This window comes from Microbacterium sp. SLBN-154 (assembly GCF_006715565.1).
In the GTDB taxonomy this organism is placed as follows: Bacteria; Actinomycetota; Actinomycetes; order Actinomycetales; family Microbacteriaceae; genus Microbacterium.
Map to the genome: position 1 here is coordinate 1451399 of NZ_VFNL01000001.1, position 23269 is coordinate 1474667.

The 23269-nt window shown below is 70.7% G+C and carries 20 protein-coding genes; 8 read left to right on the plus strand and 12 right to left on the minus strand.

Annotated elements, in window-relative coordinates; genetic code table 11:
* Window positions 1–58: 58 nt before the first annotated feature.
* The 6 genes from FBY40_RS07110 (at window position 59) to FBY40_RS07135 (ending at window position 7185) form a co-directional block, all read left to right on the plus strand.
* Entirely contained in the window at window positions 59–1591 is a 1533-nt protein-coding gene (locus FBY40_RS07110) for an ABC transporter ATP-binding protein (protein WP_141937556.1), read from the plus strand.
* A complete protein-coding gene (locus tag FBY40_RS07115) occupies window positions 1588–2952 on the plus strand; it encodes an ABC transporter permease (RefSeq protein ID WP_141937558.1) in 1365 nt (454 codons plus the stop codon). The genes FBY40_RS07110 and FBY40_RS07115 overlap by 4 nt, the downstream gene beginning before the upstream one ends.
* Window positions 2949–4244, plus strand: a complete 1296-nt coding sequence (locus FBY40_RS07120) for an ABC transporter permease (protein ID WP_141937559.1) — start codon at window positions 2949–2951, stop codon at window positions 4242–4244. Before FBY40_RS07115 ends, FBY40_RS07120 begins: the two co-directional genes overlap by 4 nt.
* 71 nt (window positions 4245–4315) lie before the next feature.
* Complete coding sequence (locus FBY40_RS07125; protein WP_235015067.1) at window positions 4316–4729, plus strand: cytidine deaminase; 414 nt, start codon at window positions 4316–4318, stop codon at window positions 4727–4729.
* The gene (locus FBY40_RS07130) at window positions 4726–6036 is read left to right on the plus strand and encodes a thymidine phosphorylase (RefSeq protein ID WP_141937562.1); all 1311 of its coding nucleotides are present in this window, start codon (window positions 4726–4728) and stop codon (window positions 6034–6036) included. Before FBY40_RS07125 ends, FBY40_RS07130 begins: the two co-directional genes overlap by 4 nt.
* Before the next feature lie 33 nt (window positions 6037–6069).
* A complete protein-coding gene (locus FBY40_RS07135) occupies window positions 6070–7185 on the plus strand; it encodes an adenosine deaminase (RefSeq protein WP_141937563.1) in 1116 nt (371 codons plus the stop codon).
* Here the strand turns inward: FBY40_RS07135 and FBY40_RS07140 are convergent.
* The 8 genes from FBY40_RS07140 to FBY40_RS07170 form a co-directional block, all read right to left on the minus strand.
* A complete protein-coding gene (locus FBY40_RS07140) occupies window positions 7071–8129 on the minus strand; it encodes a type IV toxin-antitoxin system AbiEi family antitoxin domain-containing protein (protein WP_160141371.1) in 1059 nt (352 codons plus the stop codon). The two genes, FBY40_RS07135 and FBY40_RS07140, sit on opposite strands and share 115 nt — an antisense overlap.
* A 220-nt stretch (window positions 8130–8349) precedes the next feature.
* Window positions 8350–9144 (minus strand): alpha/beta hydrolase, encoded by a 795-nt coding sequence (locus FBY40_RS07145; protein ID WP_141937565.1) that lies wholly within the window; start codon window positions 9142–9144, stop codon window positions 8350–8352.
* 141 nt (window positions 9145–9285) lie between these two features.
* A complete protein-coding gene (locus FBY40_RS07150; RefSeq protein WP_141937566.1) occupies window positions 9286–10440 on the minus strand; it encodes a mannitol-1-phosphate 5-dehydrogenase in 1155 nt (384 codons plus the stop codon).
* Window positions 10437–10874: a PTS sugar transporter subunit IIA gene (locus FBY40_RS17540; RefSeq protein WP_235014667.1), complete on the minus strand. Its 438-nt coding sequence runs from the start codon at window positions 10872–10874 to the stop codon at window positions 10437–10439. Before FBY40_RS17540 ends, FBY40_RS07150 begins: the two co-directional genes overlap by 4 nt.
* 111 nt (window positions 10875–10985) lie before the next feature.
* Window positions 10986–12542 carry a PTS mannitol transporter subunit IICB gene (locus FBY40_RS07155; RefSeq protein ID WP_235014668.1) on the minus strand — a complete coding sequence of 519 codons (1557 nt, stop codon included), beginning with the start codon at window positions 12540–12542 and terminating at the stop codon, window positions 10986–10988.
* Window positions 12539–14251, minus strand: a complete 1713-nt coding sequence (gene ptsP / locus FBY40_RS07160) for a phosphoenolpyruvate--protein phosphotransferase (RefSeq protein ID WP_141940073.1) — start codon at window positions 14249–14251, stop codon at window positions 12539–12541. The genes FBY40_RS07155 and ptsP overlap by 4 nt, the downstream gene beginning before the upstream one ends.
* A gap of 5 nt (window positions 14252–14256) precedes the next feature.
* Complete coding sequence (locus FBY40_RS07165) at window positions 14257–14532, minus strand: HPr family phosphocarrier protein (protein ID WP_141937567.1); 276 nt, start codon at window positions 14530–14532, stop codon at window positions 14257–14259.
* Between the two features lie 46 nt (window positions 14533–14578).
* Window positions 14579–14935, minus strand: coding sequence for a PTS sugar transporter subunit IIB (locus tag FBY40_RS07170; protein WP_141937569.1), 357 nt, complete (start codon window positions 14933–14935; stop codon window positions 14579–14581).
* A gap of 170 nt (window positions 14936–15105) precedes the next feature.
* On the opposite strand from FBY40_RS07170, the gene FBY40_RS07175 reads away from it, so the two are divergent.
* Window positions 15106–17037, plus strand: coding sequence for a BglG family transcription antiterminator (locus FBY40_RS07175; RefSeq protein WP_200829944.1), 1932 nt, complete (start codon window positions 15106–15108; stop codon window positions 17035–17037).
* A 132-nt stretch (window positions 17038–17169) separates the two neighbouring features.
* Here FBY40_RS07175 and FBY40_RS07180 read toward each other — a convergent pair whose 3' ends face one another.
* The 4 genes from FBY40_RS07180 to FBY40_RS07195 are packed head-to-tail and all read right to left on the minus strand — an operon-like array spanning window position 17170 to window position 21728.
* Window positions 17170–17754, minus strand: a complete 585-nt coding sequence (locus FBY40_RS07180) for a GNAT family N-acetyltransferase (protein ID WP_141937570.1) — start codon at window positions 17752–17754, stop codon at window positions 17170–17172.
* A 10-nt stretch (window positions 17755–17764) separates the two neighbouring features.
* Window positions 17765–19165: an MFS transporter gene (locus FBY40_RS07185; protein ID WP_141937572.1), complete on the minus strand. Its 1401-nt coding sequence runs from the start codon at window positions 19163–19165 to the stop codon at window positions 17765–17767.
* Window positions 19162–20898, minus strand: a complete 1737-nt coding sequence (locus FBY40_RS07190) for a phospho-sugar mutase (RefSeq protein ID WP_235014671.1) — start codon at window positions 20896–20898, stop codon at window positions 19162–19164. The genes FBY40_RS07185 and FBY40_RS07190 overlap by 4 nt, the downstream gene beginning before the upstream one ends.
* Window positions 20895–21728, minus strand: coding sequence for a purine-nucleoside phosphorylase (locus FBY40_RS07195; RefSeq protein ID WP_141937574.1), 834 nt, complete (start codon window positions 21726–21728; stop codon window positions 20895–20897). The genes FBY40_RS07190 and FBY40_RS07195 overlap by 4 nt, the downstream gene beginning before the upstream one ends.
* Before the next feature lie 81 nt (window positions 21729–21809).
* Between FBY40_RS07195 and FBY40_RS07200 the strand changes: the two genes are divergently transcribed.
* Window positions 21810–23264 (plus strand): NAD(P)H-quinone dehydrogenase, encoded by a 1455-nt coding sequence (locus tag FBY40_RS07200; RefSeq protein ID WP_141937576.1) that lies wholly within the window; start codon window positions 21810–21812, stop codon window positions 23262–23264.
* Window positions 23265–23269 lie beyond the last annotated feature (5 nt).

Below are 23269 nucleotides of genomic sequence, written 5' to 3' on the forward strand. Positions count from 1 at the left end.
GGCCGGACAGATGCGTGCATCTGTCCGGCCGCCTCACGACTCGATTAGATTGGCGGCTATGACGCTCGAACTTCGGGGCATCACCAAGCGGTTCGGCGCCCTCGTGGCGAACGACCACATCGACCTGGTGGTCAAGCCCGGAGAGATCCATTGCCTGCTCGGCGAGAACGGCGCCGGCAAGTCGACTCTCATGAATGTCCTCTACGGCCTCTACACCGCCGATGAAGGTGAGATCCTCCTCGACGACGAGGTGCAGCACTTCACCGGACCCGGCGACGCGATGGCGGCAGGAATCGGCATGGTGCACCAGCACTTCATGCTCATCCCCGTCTTCACCGTCGCCGAGAACGTCATGCTCGGCCACGAGGACACCCGGTTCGCCGGTGCCCTCGACCTCGACAAGGCCCGCGCCCACGTCCGCGAAGTGGCGGCACGGTTCGGCTTCCAGATCGACCCCGACGCGCTCGTCGGCGACCTGCCGGTCGGCGCGCAGCAGCGCGTGGAGATCATCAAGGCGCTCTCGCGCGACGCCAAGGTGCTCGTCTTCGACGAGCCGACCGCGGTGCTGACGCCGCAGGAGACCGACGAGCTCATGGCGATCATGCGTCAGCTTCGCGATGACGGCACGGCGATCGTCTTCATCACCCACAAGCTCCGTGAGGTCCGCGAGGTCGCCGACCGCATCACGGTCATGCGTCTCGGGAAGATCGTGGGGGAGGCCGAGCCCACCGCCACCAACGCCGATCTCGCGAACCTCATGGTCGGTCGCGCCGTCGAGCTCACCGTTCAGAAGGAGCCGGCCCGGCCCGCCCCCGGGGGAATCGTCGTCGACAACCTCCGCGTGCTCGACGAGCACGACCAGATCGTCGTCGACGGGGTCAGCTTCGAGGTGCGGCCCGGCGAGATCCTCGCGATCGCCGGGGTGCAGGGAAACGGTCAGACCGAGCTCACCGAGGCGATCATCGGCCTCCAGCGCAAGGTCACGGGCTCCATCCGCCTGAACGACCGCGAGCTCACCGGCAAGTCGGTCAAGCACATCATCGACGAAGGCGTCGGATTCATCCCCGAAGACCGCAAGGTGGAGGGCCTGGTGGGCGAGTTCAGCGTCGCCGACAACCTCATCCTCAACCGTTCCAGCGGCGCGCCCTTCTTCTCCGCGGCGACCCTTCGTCGCGGCGTGCTCCGCGCCTTCGCCGAGGAGCGGATCGCGGAGTTCGACATCCGCACCCAGGGCCCCGACCTCGCCGCCGGGAGGCTCTCGGGTGGGAACCAGCAGAAGGTGGTGCTCGCCCGCGAACTCAGTCGCGACCTGAGCCTCTTCGTCGCCTCGCAGCCGACACGCGGCATCGACGTCGGGTCGATCGAGTTCGTCCACAAGCGCATCGTCGCCACCCGCGACTCGGGGGTGCCCGTGATCGTGGTCTCCACCGAGCTCGACGAGGTCTCAGCCCTCGCCGACCGCATCGCGGTGATGTACCGCGGGAAGATCGTCGGCATCGTGCCCGGCGACGCCCCGCGTGAGACCCTCGGCCTGATGATGGCGGGCGAGCTGCCCGCCGAGGCCGTTCCCGCGCAGGGGGTGTCGGCATGAGCGGCCTTCCCCCCGAGGGGACGAACCTCGGTCCCGGCGTCGATCCCGGCATCACCCGCACCGCGCAGGGCGAACCGAGCGTGCAGACGCCGGTCGCCGAGATCCCGCCGCCCCCGCGGCAGAACCAGATCATCCGTGAGATCCTCCGCAGCAACGCGGTGGCGACGGTCCTGGCGATCGTGCTGGCGATGCTCATCGGAGGGGTGCTGGTCGCCTTCACCAACCCCGAGGTCCAGCGGACGTCGGGCTACTTCTTCGCTCGCCCCCAGGACACCCTCGTCGCCATCTGGGACGCGGTCGCGGGTGCGTACGCCGCGCTGTTCCGCGGCGCGATCTGGAATTACGAGGCGGAGACGTTCGTCCGCGCGATCAAGCCGATCACCGACACCCTGAACTTCGCCACGCCGCTGATCGCGGCGGGCCTGGGCGTGGGTCTGGCGTTCCGCGTCGGGCTGTTCAACATCGGCGCCCGCGGTCAGATGCTCATCGGCGTGACGACCGCCGCCTTCGTGGCCACCGGCATCAGCGCCCCGCTGTTCATCCACCTGCCGCTGACGATCGCGGCCGGCATCGTGGGCGGCATGATCTGGGGCGGCCTCGTGGGTCTGCTCAAAGCGCGCACCGGAGCGAACGAAGTGATCCTCACGATCATGCTCAACTTCGTGGCGTTCTACTTCCTCTCCTGGCTTCTGAACACCCCGGGTCTGCTGCAGCGTCCCGGCGGGTCGCAGCCGATCTCGTCGCCCACCCCGGCCTCGGCGCAGTTCCCGAGCCTGTTCGGTGCGCCGCTCACGGTGAACTGGGGATTCATCGTCGCGATCGGCGCGACGATCTTCGTCTGGTGGCTCGTCGAGCGGTCGAGCCTCGGCTTCCGGATGCGGGCGGTGGGAGAGAACCCGTTCGCCGCGCGCGCGGCCGGTATCAACGTCGAGCGGATCATCATCTACGCGATGGCCTTCGCCGGGGGACTGGCGGGGCTCGCCGGGGTCAATCAGATCTCGGGGACGATCACCAGCGGCTTCGGCAACGGCATCGATGCGGGCATCGGCTTCGACGCGATCACCGTCGCGCTGCTCGGTCGCAGCAGGGCGTGGGGCGTCTTCGCCGCCGGCATCCTGTTCGGAGCCCTGAAGGCCGGCAGCTTCACGATGCAGGTGTCCGAGGGGATTCCCGTCGACATCGTCGTGGTCGTCCAGGCGCTCATCGTGCTCTTCATCGCCGCACCGCCCCTGGTGAGGACGATCTTCTTCCTCCCGAAGGACCCCGGCGAGCTCTCGGCCGGCCGGCGCGCGCGCCGTGCCGCGAAGGCCGCCGCGAAGAACCCGTCCGCACCCGCACGCAAGGAGGAGGTGAGCGCATGAGCACTGCGACCGTGAACCCCGCCCCCGCCGAGGCCGACGAGGTCATCACCCGTCAGACCGTGCGCCAGCGGCGTTGGAAGCTCGCGATCTCCCTCGCCGTCGCCACCGTCCTCATCGGCATCATGGCCTTCGCCTTCCCGCGCGACGGCATCAGCACCTATCGCCTCGGCGACCGCACGTCGACGGTCGACCTCGGCGACATCGGTCTTCCGACCTTCGCCACCGTCGCGGTGTGCTTCGTGCTGCTGGTGATCATGACCGCGTACGCGGTGTGGGCCGCCTACACCTACCGGCGCCCCGGACTGTGGCTCCCGATCGTCTTCGCATTCGTGGCCGTGTTCGCCTTCCTCACCTGGTCGGCCGCCGATGGGCTGGTCCCCGTCACAGGTCTGCTCTTCGGGGCGGTCTCCCTGTCGGTGCCGCTGGTGTTCGGCGCGCTCGGCGGCGTCATCGGCGAGCGCGCGGGCGTGGTCAACGTCGCGATCGAGGCGCAGTTCCTCTTCGCGGCGTTCTCGTCGGCGATCGTCGCCTCGATCACCGGCTCGTTCCTCCTCGGGCTCGTCGCGGCGATGCTGGCGGGAGCGCTCGTGGCCTCGGTGCTCGCGGCGTTCTCGATCAAGTACCTCGTCGATCAGGTCATCGTCGGTGTGGTGCTGAACGTCCTCATCACGGGCCTCACGAGCTTCCTGCACGGGGCGCTTCTGACCCCGAACTCCGAGGCGCTGAACTCCCCGCCGCGCTTCCCGCGGTGGGCGATCCCGTTCCTCTCCGACATCCCGGTCATCGGGCCGGTCGTGTTCAACCAGACCCTGATCGTCTACATCATGTACATCGCCGTGCCGCTCGTGGCGTGGGGCCTGTACAAGACGCGCTGGGGTCTGCGCCTCCGCGCGGTGGGCGAACATCCGCAGGCCGCCGACACCGTCGGCATCCGGGTGAACCCGACCCGCTTCTGGAACGTCCTCCTCGCCGGTGCCGTTGCCGGCATCGGCGGGGCGTACTTCACGCTCGGCTCGGTGGGGTCCTTCGACAAGGAGATGACCGGGGGCCTCGGCTTCATCGCGCTGGCCGCCGTGATCTTCGGTGGCTGGGATCCGGTGAAGGCCTCGCTGGCGGCGCTGCTGTTCGGGTTCGCCACGAACCTGCGGACGCTCCTGACCAACCTGGGATCGCCGATCCCGTCGGAATTCATGGCGATGCTGCCGTACGTCGTGACGGTCCTGGCGGTGGTCGGCTTCGCCGGCCAGGTGCGCGGACCCGCGGCGGCGGGCAAGCCGTACATCAAGGGGTGAGTGTGGCACGACGATCCGGACGCGGCTGGGACGCGTCATCCGACGACCATGACGATCAGGTCCCGGTCGACATCGACTGGGACCACCTGAGAAGCGTCGCCAACGAGGCGGCAGCGCGGGCCTACGCCCCGTACTCGCGCTATCGCGTGGGCGCGGCGGCGCTCGTCTCCGACGGGCGCGTGGTGGCGGGATGCAACGTCGAGAACGCCTCGTACGGCGTCACCCTCTGCGCCGAATGCGGGCTGGTGTCAGAGCTTCACATGTCCGGCGGCGGCCAGCTCGTCGCCTTCCTGTGCGTCAACGGCGAGGGCGAGACGATCATGCCGTGCGGTCGCTGCCGGCAGCTGCTGTTCGAGCATGCGATCCCCGGGATGCTGCTGGAGACCGTCTCGGGCATCCGCACCATCGACGAGGTGCTGCCCGATGCCTTCGGCCCGCGCGATCTCGAGGCGCGGCCGAACCGCGAGTCGGAGTCGGCGCGATGAGCCGCGCCGGTGCACCCGAGCCCTTCGACGCCGTCGATGTCATCCGCGCCAAGCGCGACGGGGGCGCCGTTCCCGAAGATGCGCTGCGGTGGATGATCGATGCCTACACTCGCGGCTACGTCATGGACGCGCAGATGTCGGCGTTCACGATGGCGGTGCTGCTCAACGGCATGTCGCGGGATGAGATCCGCGTGATGACCGACGCGATGATCGCCTCCGGCGAGCGGATGAGCTTCGACGGGCTCGGCAAGACCACGGTCGACAAGCACTCCACGGGTGGAGTCGGCGACAAGATCACCCTTCCCCTCGCACCGCTGGTCGCGGCCTTCGGCGTGGCTGTCCCGCAGCTCTCCGGCCGCGGGCTCGGGCACACCGGCGGAACCCTCGACAAGCTGGAGTCGATCCCCGGATGGCGCGCGGCGCTGTCGAACGAGGAACTCCACGCGCAGCTGCGCGACGTCGGAGCGGTCATCTGCGCCGCGGGCTCGGGGCTGGCGCCGGCGGACAAGCGCCTCTATGCGCTGCGTGATGTCACCGGCACCGTCGAGGCGATCCCGCTCATCGCGTCGAGCATCATGTCCAAGAAGATCGCGGAGGGGACGGCCGCGCTGGTGCTGGACGTGAAGTTCGGCTCGGGCGCGTTCATGCAGGACATCGACCGCGCCCGCGAGCTGGCGCGCACGATGGTCGGGCTCGGCACCGATTCGGGGGTCGCCACCACGGCACTCCTCACCGACATGAACACGCCGCTGGGTCTTGCGATCGGCAACGCCAACGAGGTGCGCGAATCCGTCGAGGTGCTCGCCGGAGGGGGTCCCGCCGACGTCGTGGAACTGACCGTCGCGCTGGCGCGCGAGATGCTCGCCCTCGCCGGTCAGCCCGACGCCGATGTGGAGGCCGCACTGCAGGACGGTCGGGCGATGGACGTCTGGCGGGCGATGATCCGGGCCCAGGACGGCGATCCCGACGCGGCACTTCCCACGGCCCGCGAGACGCACACCGTCACCGCGCCGCGCGGGGGCATCGTCACCCGCATGGAGGCGCTGCCCTTCGGCATCGCCGCCTGGCGCTTGGGGGCGGGCCGCGCACGAGCCGAGGACGCCGTCATCCACGCGGCCGGCATCGACCTGCACGTCAAGCCCGGCGACGAGGTCGCCCCGGGCGCACCCGTCTTCACCCTCTCGGCCGACGACCCGGCGCGTTTCGCCCGGGCACTGGACGCCATCGAGGGGGCGTGGGACATTGGCGAAGACGCGCCTGCCGCGTCATCCCTCGTTCGCGAACGCATCACCGCCGACTCGATCTGATTCGCCGCCCGCACCAACCCCCGGAGGAACACGATGGCCATCGATCAGCACGGTGACGCCCAGCTGGAGGGTGTGTCTCTGCGGAGCCTGCCCAAGATCTCCCTGCACGACCACCTCGACGGCGGCCTGCGCCCCGCCACGATCGTGGAGCTCGCCGACGACGCCGACGTCGACCTGCCCGAGGACGACGCCGAGGCGCTGGGGGAGTGGTTCGCCGAGAAGAGCGACTCGGGGTCGCTGGTGGAGTACCTCAAGACCTTCGACGTCACCCTGTCGGTGCTGCAGACCCGCGAAGGCCTCACGCGGGTGGCGCGTGAGTTCGTCGAGGACCTCGCCGCCGACGGCGTGATCTACGGCGAGGTGCGGTGGGCGCCCGAGCAGCACCTGGGCGGCGGCCTCACCCTCGACGAGGTCGTGGAGGCGGTGCAGGACGGCATCGAGGAGGGCGAGGATCTCGCCGCCGACGCGGGGCGCGACATCCGTGTCGGACAGCTCATCACCGCCATGCGCCACACCGACCGGTCGCACGAGATCGCTCGGCTCGCGGTGGAGTGGCGGGGGCGCGGCGCCGTCGGGTTCGACATCGCCGGCCCCGAGGACGGCTTCCTCCCGTCGCGACACCGCAAGGCGTTCGACTACCTCGCCGGCCAGTTCTTCCCCGTCACCGTGCACGCCGGCGAGGCGGCGGGGCTCGAGTCGATCCGGTCGGCCCTCCTCGACGGACGCGCCCTGCGTCTTGGGCACGGTGTGCGCATCGCCGAAGACCTCGACATCGTGCAGCGGTCGGGCGAAGAGGTGCTCGTGGAGTTCGGCGACCTCGCGCGGTGGGTGCGTGACCGCGAGATCCCGCTCGAGCTGTCGCCGTCGTCGAACCTGCAGACCGGCGCGATCCAGCGGTGGGGCACCGACCTCGAAGACCACCCGTTCGACCTGCTCTACCAGCTGGGTTTCGCGGTGACGGTCAACGTCGACAACCGGCTCATGAGCCGCACATCGCTGACCCGCGAGCTCGCGCTCCTCGCTGAGGCCTTCGACTACGGGCTGGACGACCTCGAGGCGTTCCAGATGAACGCGGCCGCAGGCGCGTTCCTCCCCGTGGAGCAGCGCGAGGAGCTGATCGACCTCATCTCCGACGGCTTCGACCGCTGACGCGTGGGCGCGGCGTCCCCAACTCCTGCAGAAACGTCGATTTTGGCCCCGGATCCCGGATTTTCGGGTCGCCGACGGCGATGTGCAGGAGTCAGGGACGCGTTCCGCGCCCGGCCCGTGAGAATGACGGCCCTGAGGGCCGTCGCCGTGGCGTCGTAGGCGTAGAGAACGTCTTCGGCCAGCGGGCGGATCGTGGTGTAGCCGAGCGCAGCGGCGGCGAGGTCGCGGCGCCGATCACGTCGCTGAGCGTCCCACCCCTCGTGATGGGCTTTGCTGTCGCATTCGATGATGAGCCACCCGTCGACGACGAAGTCCACCCGCCCGACGCCGGAGATGTGGACCTGGACGTCGACCTCACACCCCAGCCCGCGCAAGATCAGGCGGACGAGCGTCTCGGGCCCCGATTCCATGCGGCGATCGAGGAGTCGTCGGAGGGCCCGATAGCGACGCGGGAGGCGGCTGAACACTTCGGCGATCTGATCTTCATCGACGAGACCGAGGTGCCACGCGCTGTCGAGGGTCGCGATCGCGTCCCGCGGGGATTGACACTTCACCGCCTGGGTCAGCGCGCCGATGAGGTCGGTGGTGAGGTTGTCGAAGAGCTCGCCGCCGCTCCGCCAGTGAGCGGTGAACTCGGGTCGACGGACCGGGATGCGGCTGGCCGTGCGGTCGAACTGGATGTGCAGCCCTGGGCGCTCGCGCACGAAGACGCCGAGGGTTGCGAGAAGAGAGACGCAATCGAGGCGACCTCCCGCGCGGCCGGCGTCGAGGACGTGCGGGTGCGAGCGCGGATCAGCGTACCGGCCCCTGCGAAGCCGGATGAGGCGTCCCTCCGAAACCAGCCGTCGGATCATCCGCTTGTGGAGCCCGCGCTTCTCGAGTCCCCGCGTGCTGAGGAAGGTCGCGGAAAGAACCTGCGACGGGGTGAGGTGAGGGTCGACCACACGTCCATTTCACGGCCGCGGGACGATCATGCGTTCTCTCGGAGGAGACCCGTGGACAAGGTGCGCGGTGCGCCGCGCTGTGGAGGACAGATGCAGGCAACCCGGCTCGTGTCTCCAACTCCTGCAGAATCGACCGCGAACGCCGAGGGAAGGGCAATCCGGGGCGCGCTGGTGACGTTGTGCAGGAGTTCGGGACGACCCGCCCCGGCGCGCGGGCGGGTCAGCGGGGGAGTGCGTCGACGAAGGGGGCGAGGAGGCCCGCGAGCTCGGACCGCATCTCGGGCAGCGTGATCGAGCCCTCGTTGTCGCCCGCCTGAGGGCCGTAGGCGCCGAAGGCGGCGTGATTGGCGCCCTCGATCTCGCTCAGCACCGCGTCGTCCGGCAGCAGCGGCCGCGCCTCGGCGATCTTCTCCGGGGTCGACAGCCCGTCGTCGCTGCCGGCGATGCTGATCACCGGCAGATCCGACCCCGAGATGTCGCCGGCGCAATACGACGCGAAGAGCGCCAGCGCGTCGGCGTCGCCGGCGAGCTGGCAGGCCCGCACCCCGCCGAGCGAATGGCCACCGACGATCCACTCATCAACCCCGGGCACGAGGTCGGTGAAGGTCGACAGCGGCCGCAGGTCGAAGAAAGCGAGGTTCAGCCAGGGCTTCGTGATGACGACTGTCACGCCGTCCTCGGCGACGACCTCGGCCATCGTCGCTGCGTACGCCGCGGCCTCGACCTTCGCGCCAGGGATGTAGACCAGCCCCACCTCGCCCGGCCCGTCGGCGGGTTCGAGGATGATCGCGGTCGAGGTGTCGGTGAAGGAAACGTCGGGGTTGCTCTGCACCTCGGCGAGCGGAGCGGCCTCGGCCTGCATCACCCCGACCTGGCTCCAGATGACGAGCCCGCCCACGGCGAGCAGAAGGAGGACGGCGAGCGATCCGAGCGTCCAGGCCAGCACACGCCGCCATCGGCGCCGCGGCCGAGACGAGGGCTGCCCGGCAGACCCTTCCGATGAGCTGGATGACACAACCCGAGCGTACCGCCGCCGATCCGCCAGTCTTCCGCTCCTGCTGCCGAGCCGTGGGCAGGACCCCGTGCCCCGGGTCCGGCGCGGCGCCGCGGCGCCGGCCCGGCCCCCGGCCCCGCGGCGCCGGCCCGGCCCCGCAGGTCAGCCCGCGAGCGCCGCCTGCCGGGCAGCGACCGCGTCGCGCACGCGCGCGTACAGCGGGTGCGCGGGCTCGAGCCCGGTCACCGCGGCGGTCACCGCGTCGGCTTCCTGCTCCCGCAGCATCGCCTGCAGTTCCACCGCCTGCGGATCCTCGGGGTCATCGAACGCGAGCGCCGCCCCCATCGCGGCGACGAGCGCGTCGACGGGCAGTCCGCGTTCGGCGGCCTCCGCGGCCGGCGCGACGAACCGCTCGTTGCGCGACAGCTTGCGCAGCGGCTGCCGCGCCACCCGGCGCACATGGTCGGGAAGCGCGGGGTTGGCGAACCGGGCGAGGATCGTCGCGCGGTATTCCGCCAGCTCCTCGGGGGAGAACTCGTGCTTGGCGATGAGCACCGCCGAGGTCTCCTCCAGCGCCGCCGCCACCGCCGAGGCGATCGAGGGTTCTGCCAGCGCCTCGGCGATCCGCTCGACCCCCGCCTGAGCGCCGAAATACGCCGTCGCGGCATGCCCGGTGTTCACGGTGAACAGCTTCCGCTCGATGTACGGGGCGAGATCGTCGACGAAGTGCGCACCCGGGATCGCGGGCGGGTCGTCACCGAACGGATGCCGCTCGATGGCCCACTCGAAGAACGGCTCGACCGTGACATCCACCCCCGCGCCTGCGGGCTGCTCGGGAACGATCCGGTCGACCGCGGTGTTGGCGAACACCGCGCGCTGCTCCAGCGCTCCCCACGCCTCACCCGCGGCCTCCACCATCTCCTCGCGCAGCAGGTCGGTGGCGTTGATCGCGTTCTCGCACGCCATGATCTGCAGCGGCGGCGAGGAGGGGTCGCGTAGCGCCAGTCCCGCGACCAGGTGCGGGGCGACGAAGCGCAGGATCGTCGGGCCGACCGCGGTGGTCACCACGTTCGCTCCCGCGACCTCCTCGATGACCTCGTCGGGGTGCTCGGCGCTGTTGATCGCCCGGAAGCCCGTGACGACGTGATCGCGCCCGCCCTCGCCGACCTCGTGCACCGTGTACTCCGACACGGCGTTGATGGCGTCGACGAGCGGCGCGGCGACGTCGGAGAACACCACGTCGTAGCCGCCCTCGTGCAGCAGCAGCCCGACGAAGCCCCGCCCGATGTTGCCGGCGCCGAAGTGGACGGCCTTCATTCCACGCCCGCCGACACGGCGTCGTACAGCTCCTGGGCGGTCGAGGTCGACTTCAGGCGAACGACGTCGTCCTCCTCGGAGAACAGCAGGGCGATCCGCGAGAGGATCTCGAGGTGCTCGTCGCCCTTGCCGGCGATGCCGATGACGAACGTGACCTGTTCGCCGCCCCAGTCGACGCCGCCGTCGTAGCGCACGACCGACAGGCCGGACTCGAGGATGGTGTCCTTCGTCTCGTTGGTGCCGTGCGGGATGGCCAGCTCGTTGCCCATGTAGGTCGAGACGGTCTGCTCGCGCTGCTGCATCGCGTCGAAGTAGGCGCCGGTGACGGCACCGACCGACTCGAGGATCTCGGCGGCTTCGCGCATCGCCTCCTCGCGCGTCGCGCTGCCGGAGTGGATGCGGACCTGTCCGGGGGTGAGAACCTCACGTGCCATGATTTCGCCTTTCGGTCGTGTCGTCGTGCGTCGTCGACGTCGGTGATGAAGACGGATGCCGGGAGCCGCGCGTCCACGCGTCGGCCCCCGGCATCCCGGTTCGGCAGATGCTTACGCACCATCCTTGTGCTGATCGCGCACCAATTCCACGACCTCGTCGTACCGCGGCGAGTTCATGAAGTTGTCCACCGACACGTGGATCGCGTCCGGCGTCTGGCGCCGCGCGCGGTCGGTGAGCTGGTTCTGCGTGATCACGAGGTCGGCGGAGTCGTCGAGCGCGGCGATGGCCTTGTTGACCACGGTCACGTCTTCGATGCCGGCCTTCTTGATCTTGTTGCGCAGGACGCTCGCGCCCATCGCCGACGATCCCATGCCGGCGTCGCAGGCGAACACGATGCTCTTCACTTCGCGCTCGGTCATGACCGCCGGCTCCACGCCGCCGCCGGCCTGGGTGGCCGCCCCGCCGCGCAGATTCGACAGCGCGTCGGAGGACTTCCCCTTGGCCGCCTCGGTCTGGGTGATCGCCGCACCGAAGGCGTCGTCGGTCGCCGCGAGGGCCTCGAGGTCGCGCTTGCGCGAAGCCCGGAGGATGACCGCGGCGATGAGGAACGTCACGCCCGCCGACAGGATGACCGAGAGGATGACGGCGAAGTAGGCGCCGTTCGCGGTCTGCAGCATCACCGCGATGATGCTTCCGGGAGCAGCCGGCGCCCGAAGCGCACCACCGAGCAGCATGTTGGTGGTGACACCGGTCATGCCGCCCGCGATGAGGGCCAGGATCACGGCCGGCTTCATCAGCGCGTAGGGGAAGTAGACCTCGTGGATGCCGCCGAAGAACTGGATGATCGCGGCGCCCGGGGCCGACGCGCGGGCGGCGCCGAGTCCGAAGATCGCGAACGCCAGCAGCAGGCCGAGGCCCGGGCCGGGGTTGGCCTCGAGGAGGAACAGGATCGACGAGCCCTGCTCGTCGGCCTGCTGGATGCCGAGCGGTGTCAGCACGCCGTGGTTGATGGCGTTGTTGAGGAAGAGCACCTTCGCCGGCTCGATGATGATGCTCGTCAGTGGCAGGAGGTTCGCCTCGACGAGGAAGTCCACCGCGTTGCTGAGCGTGGTCATCAGGCCGTTGACCAGCCACGCGATCGGGTAGAACCCGACGACGGCCATGACGAAGCCCCAGATGCCGGCCGAGAACATGTTCACGAGCATCTCGAAGCCGGCGCGGATCTTTCCGTCCCACAGGCTGTCGAGCCACTTCATGGTGTACGCCGCCAGCGGCGCCATGATCATCGCGCCGATGAACATGTGCACCTGGCCGAGCTGGTTGTCGGCGGGGAGGGTCGCGTTGATGTCGGCGATCAGCTTGTCCGACCCGGCGATGGCGCCCATCACCGCGATCGAGGCGACCACGCCACCGCGCACACCGTAGACGATGGTGCCGCCGGTGTAGGCGATGATGATCGGCAGCAGGTAGTGGATGAACGGACCGACGATGGTCGCGAGGTCGGCGTTGGGCGTCCAGCCCACCTCGATGAAGAACGCCGTGAAGATGCCCCAGGCGATCAGCGCCGGAATGTTCGGCATGATCATGCCGGACAGGAACGTTCCGAAGCGTTGAACGCCGACCCGCACCCCTCCGGGCTTGCGCGCCGGTGCAGACGTCGTTGTCATTGCTGTGTCTCCTTCGTTGTGGTCGCGGCCCCGCGTTCGGTGGCGAGGAGGGCCGCATCTCGGGCTGCCGCGGCGTCATCCGCGGCGAGGGAAGCCTCGGCGATCGCGCGTGCGTCGTCGAGGGTGTACTGCAGGAGGGTGGCGCGCACGTCCGCGAGGGCGCTCGGCGCCATCGACAGGCTCGTCGCCCCGAGCCCGACCAGCACGACGGCGAGCAGCGGGTCGGCTGCGGCTTCGCCGCAGATCCCCACGGGTTTGCCGTGCGTGCGTCCGGCGTCGCCCACCTCACGGATGAGGCGGAGGACCGACGGATGCCACGGGTCCTGGAACCCCGCGACGGACCCGAGCAGGCGGTCGGCGGCGAGGGTGTACTGGGTGAGGTCGTTCGTGCCGATCGAGGCGAAGTCGGCATGGGCGAGGATGCGGTCGGCGAGGAGCGCCGAGGAGGGCACCTCCACCATCACCCCCGCGGTGCGGATGCCGTACTCCTTCGCCAGCGCCGTGAAGTACGCCGTCTCCTCGACGGTGGCGACCATCGGCGCCATGACCCACAGATCGGCGGGGCCCTCGGGGGAGCGCCGCGTCGCGGCATCCGCCTCCGCCAGCGCCGTGAGCTGCTCGCGCAGGATGTCCTCGCTCGCGCGGAGCGCGCGCAAGCCGCGGAGCCCGAGCGCGGGATTCTCCTCGTGCGCATCGTTGAGGAACGGCAGGGGCTTGTCGGCCCCGGCGTCGAGCACGCGCACGACGACCTTCTTGCCGGGGAACGCCCGCAGCAGCTGTTCGTAGCTCTCGCGCTGCTGCTCGACCGTCGGCGCGGAGGAGGCGCTGAGGAAGAGGAACTCGGTGCGGAAGAGCCCCACGCCTTCGGCGCCGAGTGCCACGGCTTCGGCGGCGCCCTCGGGCTTGCCGAGGTTCGCCAGGAGCGGCACGGGGGTCCCGTCGGCCAGGGCGCCGTTGGTGATCGGCGCGGCCGCCGCATTCGCGCGGGCGTCGGCGCGCACGCGCGCCCGCTGGAGTTCGTCGTCGCTGGGGTCGGCGGTCACCACGCCGGCCGCGGCGTCGACGATCACGCTCTGCCCCTCGGTCAGTGCGGCGGCGCCGGCGGCGCCGACGACGGCGACGATCCCCTTCTCGCGGGCGAGGATGGCGGTGTGCGAGGTCGGTCCGCCCTCGGTGGTCACGAGGGCGAGCACCTGGTCGAGATCGAGCAGGGCGGTGTCGGCGGGGGCGAGGTCTTTGGCGACGAGGACGAACGGATGACCCGGCTCGGGCACCCCGGGGGCCGCTACGCCCCGCAGCCGCGCGATGACGCGCTGCGCGACGTCGTCGAGGTCGGCGGCGCGCTCGCCGAGGTAGCCGCCGACGGCGGTGAGCTGGTCGCGGAACGCGGCGAACGCCTCGAAGACCGCGCGTTCGCCGGTCTTGCCGTCGGCCAGTCGCGTGCCGATCTCGTCGGACAGCGTCGGGTCCTCGGCCATCATGGCCTGCGCCTCGAGAACGTCCTGCGCGGCGCCGCCGGCCTGCTCGGCGCGCTCTTCGAGTTCGCGGGCGACCGCCGCCACCGCCTCGTCGACGCGCGCCCGTTCGGCGGTCTCGCCGATCATGCTGGGCTCGTCGGCGGGGGCGGGCAGCGGCTCGGCCATGCGCGCCACCGGGCCCTGCGCGACGCCCAGCCCGATCCCGACGCCGCGGATCTCGGAACGTGTCACGGTGCTCACGCCGCGTCGTGGTCGGTGGTGAGCAGTTCGCTCAGCGCGTCGAGCACGTTCTCGGCGTTGTCGCCGTCGGCGGTGAGCGTGACGTAGTCGCCCTGGTCGACGCCGAGCGAGATCACGCCGAGGATGCTCGCGGCGTTCACCGGCTCGCCCGAGCCCTTGGCCACCGTGATCGGGATGCCGGCTTCCTTCGCCGCCTGCGCGAAGAGCTTTGCGGGGCGGGCGTGCAGCCCGTGCGACGATCCGATGCGCACCGTGCGGGTCAGGGGGGCCATGGTGATTCCTCTCCTCGGTTCTCAGTGGGGGCTGACTCGCGGGGAGTCAGGTGTGCGCGGGGTTCTCGGCCCCGGCATCGGTCGTGGTCTCCGGTGCCGCGACGGCGACCGCGCGACGCACGAGCTCCAACGTGCGGGTGCCGTCGAGGTCGGCGAAGACGTCGTCGGGCAGCAGCACCACCGTCGCCATCCGCGGGCCCGCCGCCTGTTCGATGTGCGGGAGCGCATCGGCGAGGTGCGGACCGACGAGGATCACGTCGGCAGCATCGAGGTCGATCGGGAGCGACTGCTCGGTCCCGGCGACGGCGGTCCAGGGCAGTCCCGCATCCTGTGCGGCGCGACGCACACGCTGCGCCACGAAGGTGCTGGACGCACCCGCTCCACACACGACAAGGATCCGCATTGATCCGCCCTCCTCGTGAGCGATTCTTGTGAAGTCGCTGAGGGCCGACAAGTCACGCATTCTTCCGCCCGGGCGGAAACCCAGGCCTGCCCCCGGGCTCTGCGGGCCGCGGCGTGGTTGACTGGTGCTCGATCCGGACCGCGGCACGGCGGCCCGGCGGAGGGGTGCCCGTGACCAGAGCCAGGCAGGATCGCCTGCTGACGCTTCTGCTGCGGGACGGCACCTGGGCGACGGCAGCGACCCTGGCCGATGCGCTCGGGGTCACCCCCCGCAGCATCCGCTCGTACGTCACCTCGGTGAACGCTCGCGTCGCCCCCGGGGTCGCGATCGAGTCGGGTCCGCTGGGCTACCGGGCGGGCCCGGAGGGTGCCGTCGCTCTGCGGGCAGGCGGGGGAACGGATGCCGGGACACCACGTGACCGGCTGCACACCGTCATCCGCGGCCTCCTCGACACCGACACCGGGATCGACCTGTTCGACACCGCGATGGAACTGCACGTCAGTCCGGCCACGCTCGAGGCCGACCTCGCGCGCGTCCGCGGCCTTCTCAGCGGAACCGAGCTGACCCTGGAGCGCTCGGCGTCCACGGCGCGACTGCGCGGCGGGGAGATGGCCCGGCGGCGCCTCCTCAGCAGACTTGCGCACGACGAGATGGATGCCGGTGCGTTCGACCTCGCGGCGCTCCGGCGGAGCCTTGCCGGCACCGCCGTCGACGCCGACGCGTTCGGCGCGTTCAAGTCCGACCTCGTCGCCGAGCTCGGCGGCCTCGGCTATTACGTCAACGAGCTCGGCATCGCCGACGTCGTCATGCACATCGCCATCGCCGCCGACCGGGTCGCCCACCGGCATCCGCTCTCTCACGACCCCGCGTCAGGCAGCGACGCCGGGGCCGACGTCGCGGCCGTGATCGAACGGCTCGTGCAGCAGCACTTCGGCGTGCGGCTGGGGGAGGGCGACGTCCAGCACCTCGCCGCGCTCGTGCTCACCCGTGTGATCGCGCCCGGCGGCGAGGCCGTGCAGGCGCGGGCGCGACCGGCGCTCGACCCGCAGGTGGAGACGGCGGTGCGCACGGCCGTCGGGCGCGCGGCGCGGGAGTTCCTCGTCGACATCGACGATGAGGACTTCATCACCCGGCTGGCGCTTCACGTTCAGAATCTCCGGCATCGTGCGCAGGACCAGGCGTGGTCGCGGAACCCTCTCACCCGGTCGCTCAAGTCGACGTATCCGATGATCTTCGAGCTGGCGGTCTACATCGCCGGCGAGCTCGACGCCGAGCTGGGCTTCCCGCTTCCCGACGACGAGATCGCCTACATCGCGATGCACGTCGGGGGCCGGCTCGAGCGGAGCCGCCAGAACGCTCAGCTGCTGACGGCCACGATCGTGTGCCCGGGATACTACGAGCTCCACGAGCTGCTGCGATCCAGCGTGGACCGCTCGCTCGGCCAGGCGATCGAGGTCGTCGGCGTCGAGACGCGCGTCGACCCCGACTGGGAGAACCTCGGCACCGACCTGGTGCTCACGACGATCGACGCGCCGGTGACGGGGGAGCGGATCGTCCGGATCCAGCCGTTCCTCACCGACGCCGACGTCGAGCGCGTGCAGGCCGCGGCGGGCCGGGTGCGGCGCGGGCGGCGTCTGGCGCGGCTGCGCACCGAGCTCGAGCGGTACTTTCCCGCCGACGCCTTCGTGCGCGGGCTCGACGTCGACGACACCGGCGAGGAGGGGGTCATCCGCCGCCTCGGCGGCATGCTCGTCGCCCGGGGTGTCATCGACGACGATTACGTCGAGCGGTCGATCCAGCGCGAGCGGATGTCGTCGACGGCATTCACCGACGCGCTGGCCGTGCCCCACGCGATCGGGATGACCGCGACACGCACCGCCATCGCGGTGGGCGTCGCCGAGGGGTCGATTCCGTGGGGTGACTCGCGGGTGCAGGTCGTCGCGATGGTGGCGTTCTCCGAGGGCGACCGCGAGGCCTTCCAGACGGTCTTCGAGCAGCTGGTCGAGGTCTTCTCCGAGCGCGAGAGCGTGTCGCGGATCGTCCGGCGGGGCACCGACTTCCCCGCCTTCCTCGACGAGCTCGTCGCCGTCATCGACGGCTAGCGTCGCTCGCGCGTTCCCAACTCCTGCAGAATCGCCGGGCGCCCGGCCTCGACGGCGCATCCGGCGGCGTCGACCCCGTTCTGCAGGAGTTGCGGACAGCCGGCGGAGCGGCCCGGCGCCGGGAGCCCGCGGTCAGCCGCGGCGCAGCCGCGCCTGCAGGCCCAGCCGCGCGGCCGGCCACTCATGGGGGAGGAGCGAGTACACCGCGGTGTCGCGCAGCGACCCGTCGGGGCCCAGACGGTGGTTGCGCAGGATCCCGTCGAGCTTCGCGCCGAGGCGCTCAATCGCTGCGCGCGACTGCCGGTTGTGGAAGTGGGTGCGGAACTCCACCGCGATCGCGTCGCACACCTCGAAGGCGTGCCCGAGCAGGAGCAGCTTCGCGGCCGTGTTCACCGCCGTGCGCTGCGCTGCCACGCCCAGCCAGGTGTAACCGATCTCCACGTGCCGATGGGCCTGATCGATGTTGCAGAAGGTCGTCATGCCGACGGCCACGCCGGTGTCGGCGCGCACGACCGCCCACGGGTTCATCTCGCCGCGCTCCCCCCACGCCCGCCGCTGCGCGATCTCGGCATCGACGTCGGCGGGGGACGGCACGGAGGTGTACCAGGCGTGCTCGAGCCCCTCGGGGGCCCGACGCAGGTCGACGGCGTGGTCAGCCGTCAAGGGCTCGAGCCGGACGTGAGCGTTTTCGAGGATGACGGGGTCGGTCAGCAGCACGCCCGTCAGCCTACGCGCGCTCGCCCCCCTCGCCGGCCCGGTCACCGTCGCGGTCGTCGGCCCCCGCTGTCTCGCCCATCGCGGCCTGGACCACCACCGCCCCGGTCGCCGGATCCGGTGCGCGCGACGCCGCCCGCGCGGCAACGATCGCCCGGCGCCCGGCCGGCACGGTGACCGCCAGCCCGATGACGATGAAGGTCAGGACACCGGCGGCCACCAGCAGGGTCTCGATCGGCACCCTGTCGGCGAGCGGTCCGAAGAACACCATCCCGATCGGCATCGCCACGGCCATAACGATCCCGACGAAGCCGAACACGCGGCCCTGCCGTTCGGGTTCGACGGTCTCCTGCAGGAGCGTCATCGACGGCGTCGAGAAGAACGGCACCGCCAGTCCGACCAGGAACATGAAGCCGAAGAACACCCACACGTTCGGCGACAGTCCGAGACCCACCGAGAGACCGCCGAACACCAGCGACGACACCACGATGAGACCGATCCGGCTACGCCGCGCGAAGAAGGTCGCGACCACGACGCCGCCCAGCGTCATCCCGATGCTGAAGGCGACCTCCAGCACCGCGAGATTGACGACGTTCTGCTGCTCACCCGCGTCGAACGAGCGCACCAGCATCAGCGGGGTCAGGTTCGACGGGGCGACGGTGAGGAGGAAGATGATGGCGAACACGATCAGCAGCCACCGCACGAACGCGTGGTGCGCGATGTACCGCACCCCGTCGACGAGGTCGGCGAAGTACGCCGTCGGTGCGCCCTCGGCCCGGCGCACCGCCCGCACCGGGATGAGAGCCAGGAGGCCGATCCCGATGACGGCGGTGACGACGTCGATGAAGAAGATCGGAACGAGGGATGCCGCGGTGCCGCCTGTCGCGGCGGACGCCCAGGCGTAGATCGCGCCGGCCGCAGCCGGGGCCAGTAGAGCCATCGCCGACTGGATCGACCCGTTCAGGCCGTTGATCCGCATCAGGTGGCGCGTCGGGGTGATCTGCGGGATGAGCGCCGAGACCGCCGGCATCTGGATTCCCGCGCCCGCCGAGCGGATCGCCAGGGCCAGGAAGACCAGCCACAGGTCGTCGTATCCGGTCAGCATGATCAGCGCGAGACCCAGCGTGGTGGCCGCGATGGCGGCATCGGCCCCCATGATCAGGAACTTGCGGTTGTGCCGGTCGGCCCACACTCCGCCGAAGATCGACACGATCGCCTGCGGCAGGAATCCGAAGACGGCGGCCAGGGTCATGATCAGCCCCGACTCGTAGGTGATCGTGAGATACCAGAAGACGGCGTACTGCACGAGCATCGAGCCGAGAAGGCTCGCGGTCTGGCCGCTGAGGAAGAAGACGACGTTCCGTAGCCAGCCCGGGGCGTCTGCGGTGTCGACCGGGGCCGCGTCGGAGCTCATCTCCCCTCGATCTGCGCGAGGAGGGCGCGCGCACCCGCGGCGATGGCCGTGACCTGTGCGGCGGCGTCGGCGGCCGATGATCCGCGCACGTCCAGGTAGAGCTTCAGCTTCGGCTCCGTCCCGCTCGGGCGCACGATGACCCGGGCGCCCTGGGCGAGCCACAGTCTCAGCACATCGCCGGGCGGCAGGTCGCCGACGCCCCGGCTGAGGTCTTCGAACCGCTCGACGGCGACCGTGCCGATCCGGGGCGGAGGGTCGGCGCGGAGCGCCGCCATCACCCGGTCGATCGCCGAGAGGTCATCGACCCGCACCGAGATCTGGTCGCTGGCGAAGAACCCGAAGGTCTCATCGAACTCGCGCAGCACGTCGGCCAGTGTGCGCCCCTCGGCGCGCGCGTCGGCGACGATGCCGAGCAGGGCGATCGCGGCCGAGATCCCGTCCTTGTCGCGCACCGTCTCGGGGTTGACGAGGTATCCGAGGGCCTCCTCGAAGCCGTAGACGATGCCGGGCGCGCGCGAGATCCACTTGAAACCCGTGAGCGTCGCGTGGAAGTCGAGGCCGTAGTGGTGGGCGACGGCTTCGAGCCCGGGGGAGGAGACGAGAGAGCACGCGAGGGATGCCGCGGGCCCGCGCCCTGCGTCGGCCGCCGCCGCATCGGCCACCGCCGCACGGGCGGCACGCCAACCGAGCAGCAGTCCGACCTGGTTGCCGGTGAGCCGCCGCCAGCCGCCCTCGGCGGCCGGGTCGGGCACGGCGACTGCGAGCCGATCGGCGTCGGGGTCGTTCGCCACGACCAGTTCCGCACCTGAGACGCGCGCGGTCTCGAAGGCCAGGTCCATCGCCCCGGGCTCTTCGGGGTTGGGGAAGGCCACGGTGGGGAAGCGCCCGTCGGGGGTGGTCTGCTGCTCGACGAGGATCGGCTCCGGGTAGCCCGCCGCAGCGACGATCTTCGACAGCGTCTCCCAGCCCACGCCGTGCATCGCGGTGTAGACCCAGCGCAGTCCGGCCGCAGCGGGCCCGGCCGGCGCGACCCGCGCGGTCGCGGCGACGTAGGCGTCGACGACGGCCTCGTCGGCGAGCTCCCAGGCATCCGACCGTGGCAGCTCGTCGACCCGCTGGGTGTCGGCCACGCGCTGGATCTCGGCGGCGATGAGCGCGTCGGCGGGCGCGACGATCTGCGACCCGCCGTGCACCCCTCCGAGGTACACCTTGTAGCCGTTGTCGTTCGGCGGGTTGTGGCTCGCCGTGACCATGACGCCCGCGTGGGCGCCGAGGTGGCGTACGGCGAAGGCGAGCACAGGAGTCGGGAGAAGTCGGGGGAGGACGGCCACGCGCAGTCCCATGCCCGCCATGATCTCGGCGGAGTCGCGCGCGAAGACGTCGGAATTCCGACGCCCGTCGTAACCGATCACGACGAGCGGGGCGCCGTCTCCGGCTCCCGTTCCGATCTCGCCGGCCCGCGCCAGCACATACGCCCCGAGCCCGGCCGCCGCCTGCGAGACCAGCACCCGGTTCATCCGATTGCTGCCCGCTCCCAGTTCACCGCGCAGGCCCGCGGTGCCGAAGGCCAGGCGCGCGGTGAAGCGGTCGTTCAGTTCGGCGGCCGCGGCCTCGTCTCCGGCCTCCGCGCGCGTGATCAGGTCATCGAGCTCGGCGCGGGTCTCGTCATCGGGATCCTGGTCGCGCCAGGCGCGCGCCAGCGCGATCTCGTCCGATCCCACCGGTGCGGTCACAGCTTCTCCACCACCCGGGCGAGGAGGGAGGAGATCACCGGCTCGGCGTCGCGTCCGGCCTCGAGGACCTCTTCGTGGCTGAGCGGCGTGGTCTGGATGCCCGCCGCGAGATTGGTGATGAGCGAGAACCCGAGGATCTCCATCCCGGCCTGACGTGCCGCGATCGCCTCGAGGGCGGTGGACATGCCGACGATGTCAGCGCCGATGCGCTCGGCCATCCGGACTTCTGCGGGGGTCTCGTAATGCGGCCCCCGGAACTGGCAGTACACGCCCTCGTCGAGTGTCGGGTCGACCGACCGTGCGATCTCGCGCAGGCGCGCGGAGTACAGGTCGGTGAGGTCGATGAAGGTCGCGCCTTCGAGCGGCGAGGCGGCCGTGAGGTTGATGTGGTCGCTGATGAGCACCGGCTGCCCCGGATGCCAGCTGCGGCGGATGCCGCCGGCGCCGTTGGTGAGGACCATGATCCGGGCGCCGGTCGCGGCGGCGGTCCGCACGCTGTGGACGACCCGGCGCACCCCGTGGCCCTCGTAGAAGTGCGTGCGCGCGCCGATGACGAGCACCCGGCGGCCGGCCGGGGTGAGGATGCTGCGGATCGTGCCCACGTGACCCTCCAGCGCCGGACGGCTGAAACCGGTCACCTCGGTGGCGGGGAAGGTCGCGACGGTCTCGCCGATCAGATCGGCGGCCTTGCCCCACCCGCTTCCGAGGGTGAGGGCGATGTCGTGGTGATCCACTCCCGTGAGGCGGGCGATGTCGTCGGCCGCCTGGGCGGCGACGGCGAACGGATCGGCGTTCGGGTCGTCGAGCGGATGGTCGCTGGGTCGATGCATGAGATCACGATACGGACCAGATCCGACACCCTGCCACCGCAGCGCCCGCGGGCGAGGGCCCGCGGCTGTTTGAATGGAGGTATGTCGTTGAGCTTCGAGCGGACCCAGACCGTGGCGATCCTGGGCGGCGGTCCCGGCGGGTACGAGGCGGCCCTGGCAGCCGCTCAGCTGGGCGCCGAGGTGACCCTCGTCGAGCGCGCCGGCGTCGGCGGGTCGGCCGTGATCACCGATGTCGTGCCCTCCAAGACGCTCATCGCCACGGCCGACGCCGCCGTGGCGATCTCGGAGGCGAGCGATCTGGGCGTGCAGCTGTTCGCCCGAGGCGAGGCGGGCAAGCCCCTCAAGCCCGAGATCGCGATCAACCTGGCCGCGGTGAACAAGCGGGTGCTCTCGCTCGCGCGCCAGCAGTCCGACGACATGCGGGCGTCGCTGGTCGAAGCCGGGGTGCGCATCATCTCCGGCCACGGACGCCTCGAGGGACGCAACGAGGTCATCGTCTCCACCGACATCGGCGGCACCGATTTCGATCGGGTGGAGGCAGACACCCTCGTCGTGTCGGTCGGCGCCTCGCCCCGTCAGCTCCCCAGTGCCAAGCCCGACGGGCAGCGCATCCTGACATGGACGCAGCTCTACGGCATGAACACCCTCCCCGCCCACCTCATCGTCGTGGGATCGGGGGTGACGGGGGCCGAGTTCGCCTCGGCGTACATGAACCTCGGAGCCCAGGTAACCCTCATCTCCAGCCGCGACCAGGTGCTCCCGGGGGAGGACGCCGACGCCGCGAGCGTTCTGGAGAAGGTGTTCAAGCGCGGCGGCATGACCGTGCTGTCGCGGTGCCGCGCGGAAAGCGTGGAGAACACCGGCGACGGCGTCCGGGTCACCCTCGGCGACGGCCGGGTGGTCGAGGGGAGCCACTGCCTCATGGCCGTCGGCGCCATCCCGAACACGGCGGGCATCGGCCTGGAGGAGGCCGGGGTGCAGATGACCGACTCCGGTCACATCCAGGTCAATCGGGTCGCACGCACGAGCGTGCCGAACATCTACGCGGCGGGCGACTGCACCACCTTCGTGCCGCTGGCGTCGGTCGCCTCGATGCAGGGCCGCACCGCCGTCTTCCACGCCCTCGGCGATGTGGTGATCCCGCTCGAGCAGCGCCGCATCACCTCGAACATCTTCACCGCTCCCGAGATCGCCACCATCGGCTTCCAGGAGAAGGATGTCACCTCCGGCGCCATCGACGGACAGGTGCTGAAGCTCCCCCTGTCGGCCAATCCGCGGGCGAAGATGATGGGTGTGCGCGACGGGTTCGTCAAGCTCATCGCCCGTCGCGGCAGCGGCACCGTCATCGGCGGGGTCATCGTCGCCCCGCGGGCGTCGGAGCTGATCTACCCGATCGCGATCGCCGTGGAGCGCCGCCTCACCGTCGATCAGGTCTCGCGGGTGTTCGCGGTCTACCCCTCGCTGTCGGGGAGCATCACCGACGCCGCGCGGGCCATGCACATCGTCGACCGCCCGATGGATGCCGCCCAGGTCTGACCCGC

Excerpts from the sequence above, each read along its gene's own strand:
- FBY40_RS07110 (WP_141937556.1), top strand. The coding sequence starts at position 59 with ATGACGCTCGAACTTCGGGGCATCACCAAGCGGTTCGGCGCCCTCGTG.
- FBY40_RS07115 (WP_141937558.1), top strand. The coding sequence starts at position 1,588 with ATGAGCGGCCTTCCCCCCGAGGGGACGAACCTCGGTCCCGGCGTCGAT.
- FBY40_RS07120 (WP_141937559.1), top strand. The coding sequence starts at position 2,949 with ATGAGCACTGCGACCGTGAACCCCGCCCCCGCCGAGGCCGACGAGGTC.
- FBY40_RS07130 (WP_141937562.1), top strand. The coding sequence starts at position 4,726 with ATGAGCCGCGCCGGTGCACCCGAGCCCTTCGACGCCGTCGATGTCATC.
- FBY40_RS07135 (WP_141937563.1), top strand. The coding sequence starts at position 6,070 with ATGGCCATCGATCAGCACGGTGACGCCCAGCTGGAGGGTGTGTCTCTG.
- FBY40_RS07150 (WP_141937566.1), bottom strand. The coding sequence starts at position 10,440 with ATGAAGGCCGTCCACTTCGGCGCCGGCAACATCGGGCGGGGCTTCGTC.
- FBY40_RS17540 (WP_235014667.1), bottom strand. The coding sequence starts at position 10,874 with ATGGCACGTGAGGTTCTCACCCCCGGACAGGTCCGCATCCACTCCGGC.
- FBY40_RS07155 (WP_235014668.1), bottom strand. The coding sequence starts at position 12,542 with ATGACAACGACGTCTGCACCGGCGCGCAAGCCCGGAGGGGTGCGGGTC.
- FBY40_RS07165 (WP_141937567.1), bottom strand. The coding sequence starts at position 14,532 with ATGGCCCCCCTGACCCGCACGGTGCGCATCGGATCGTCGCACGGGCTG.
- FBY40_RS07170 (WP_141937569.1), bottom strand. The coding sequence starts at position 14,935 with ATGCGGATCCTTGTCGTGTGTGGAGCGGGTGCGTCCAGCACCTTCGTG.
- FBY40_RS07185 (WP_141937572.1), bottom strand. The coding sequence starts at position 19,165 with ATGAGCTCCGACGCGGCCCCGGTCGACACCGCAGACGCCCCGGGCTGG.
- FBY40_RS07195 (WP_141937574.1), bottom strand. The coding sequence starts at position 21,728 with ATGCATCGACCCAGCGACCATCCGCTCGACGACCCGAACGCCGATCCG.
- FBY40_RS07200 (WP_141937576.1), top strand. The coding sequence starts at position 21,810 with ATGTCGTTGAGCTTCGAGCGGACCCAGACCGTGGCGATCCTGGGCGGC.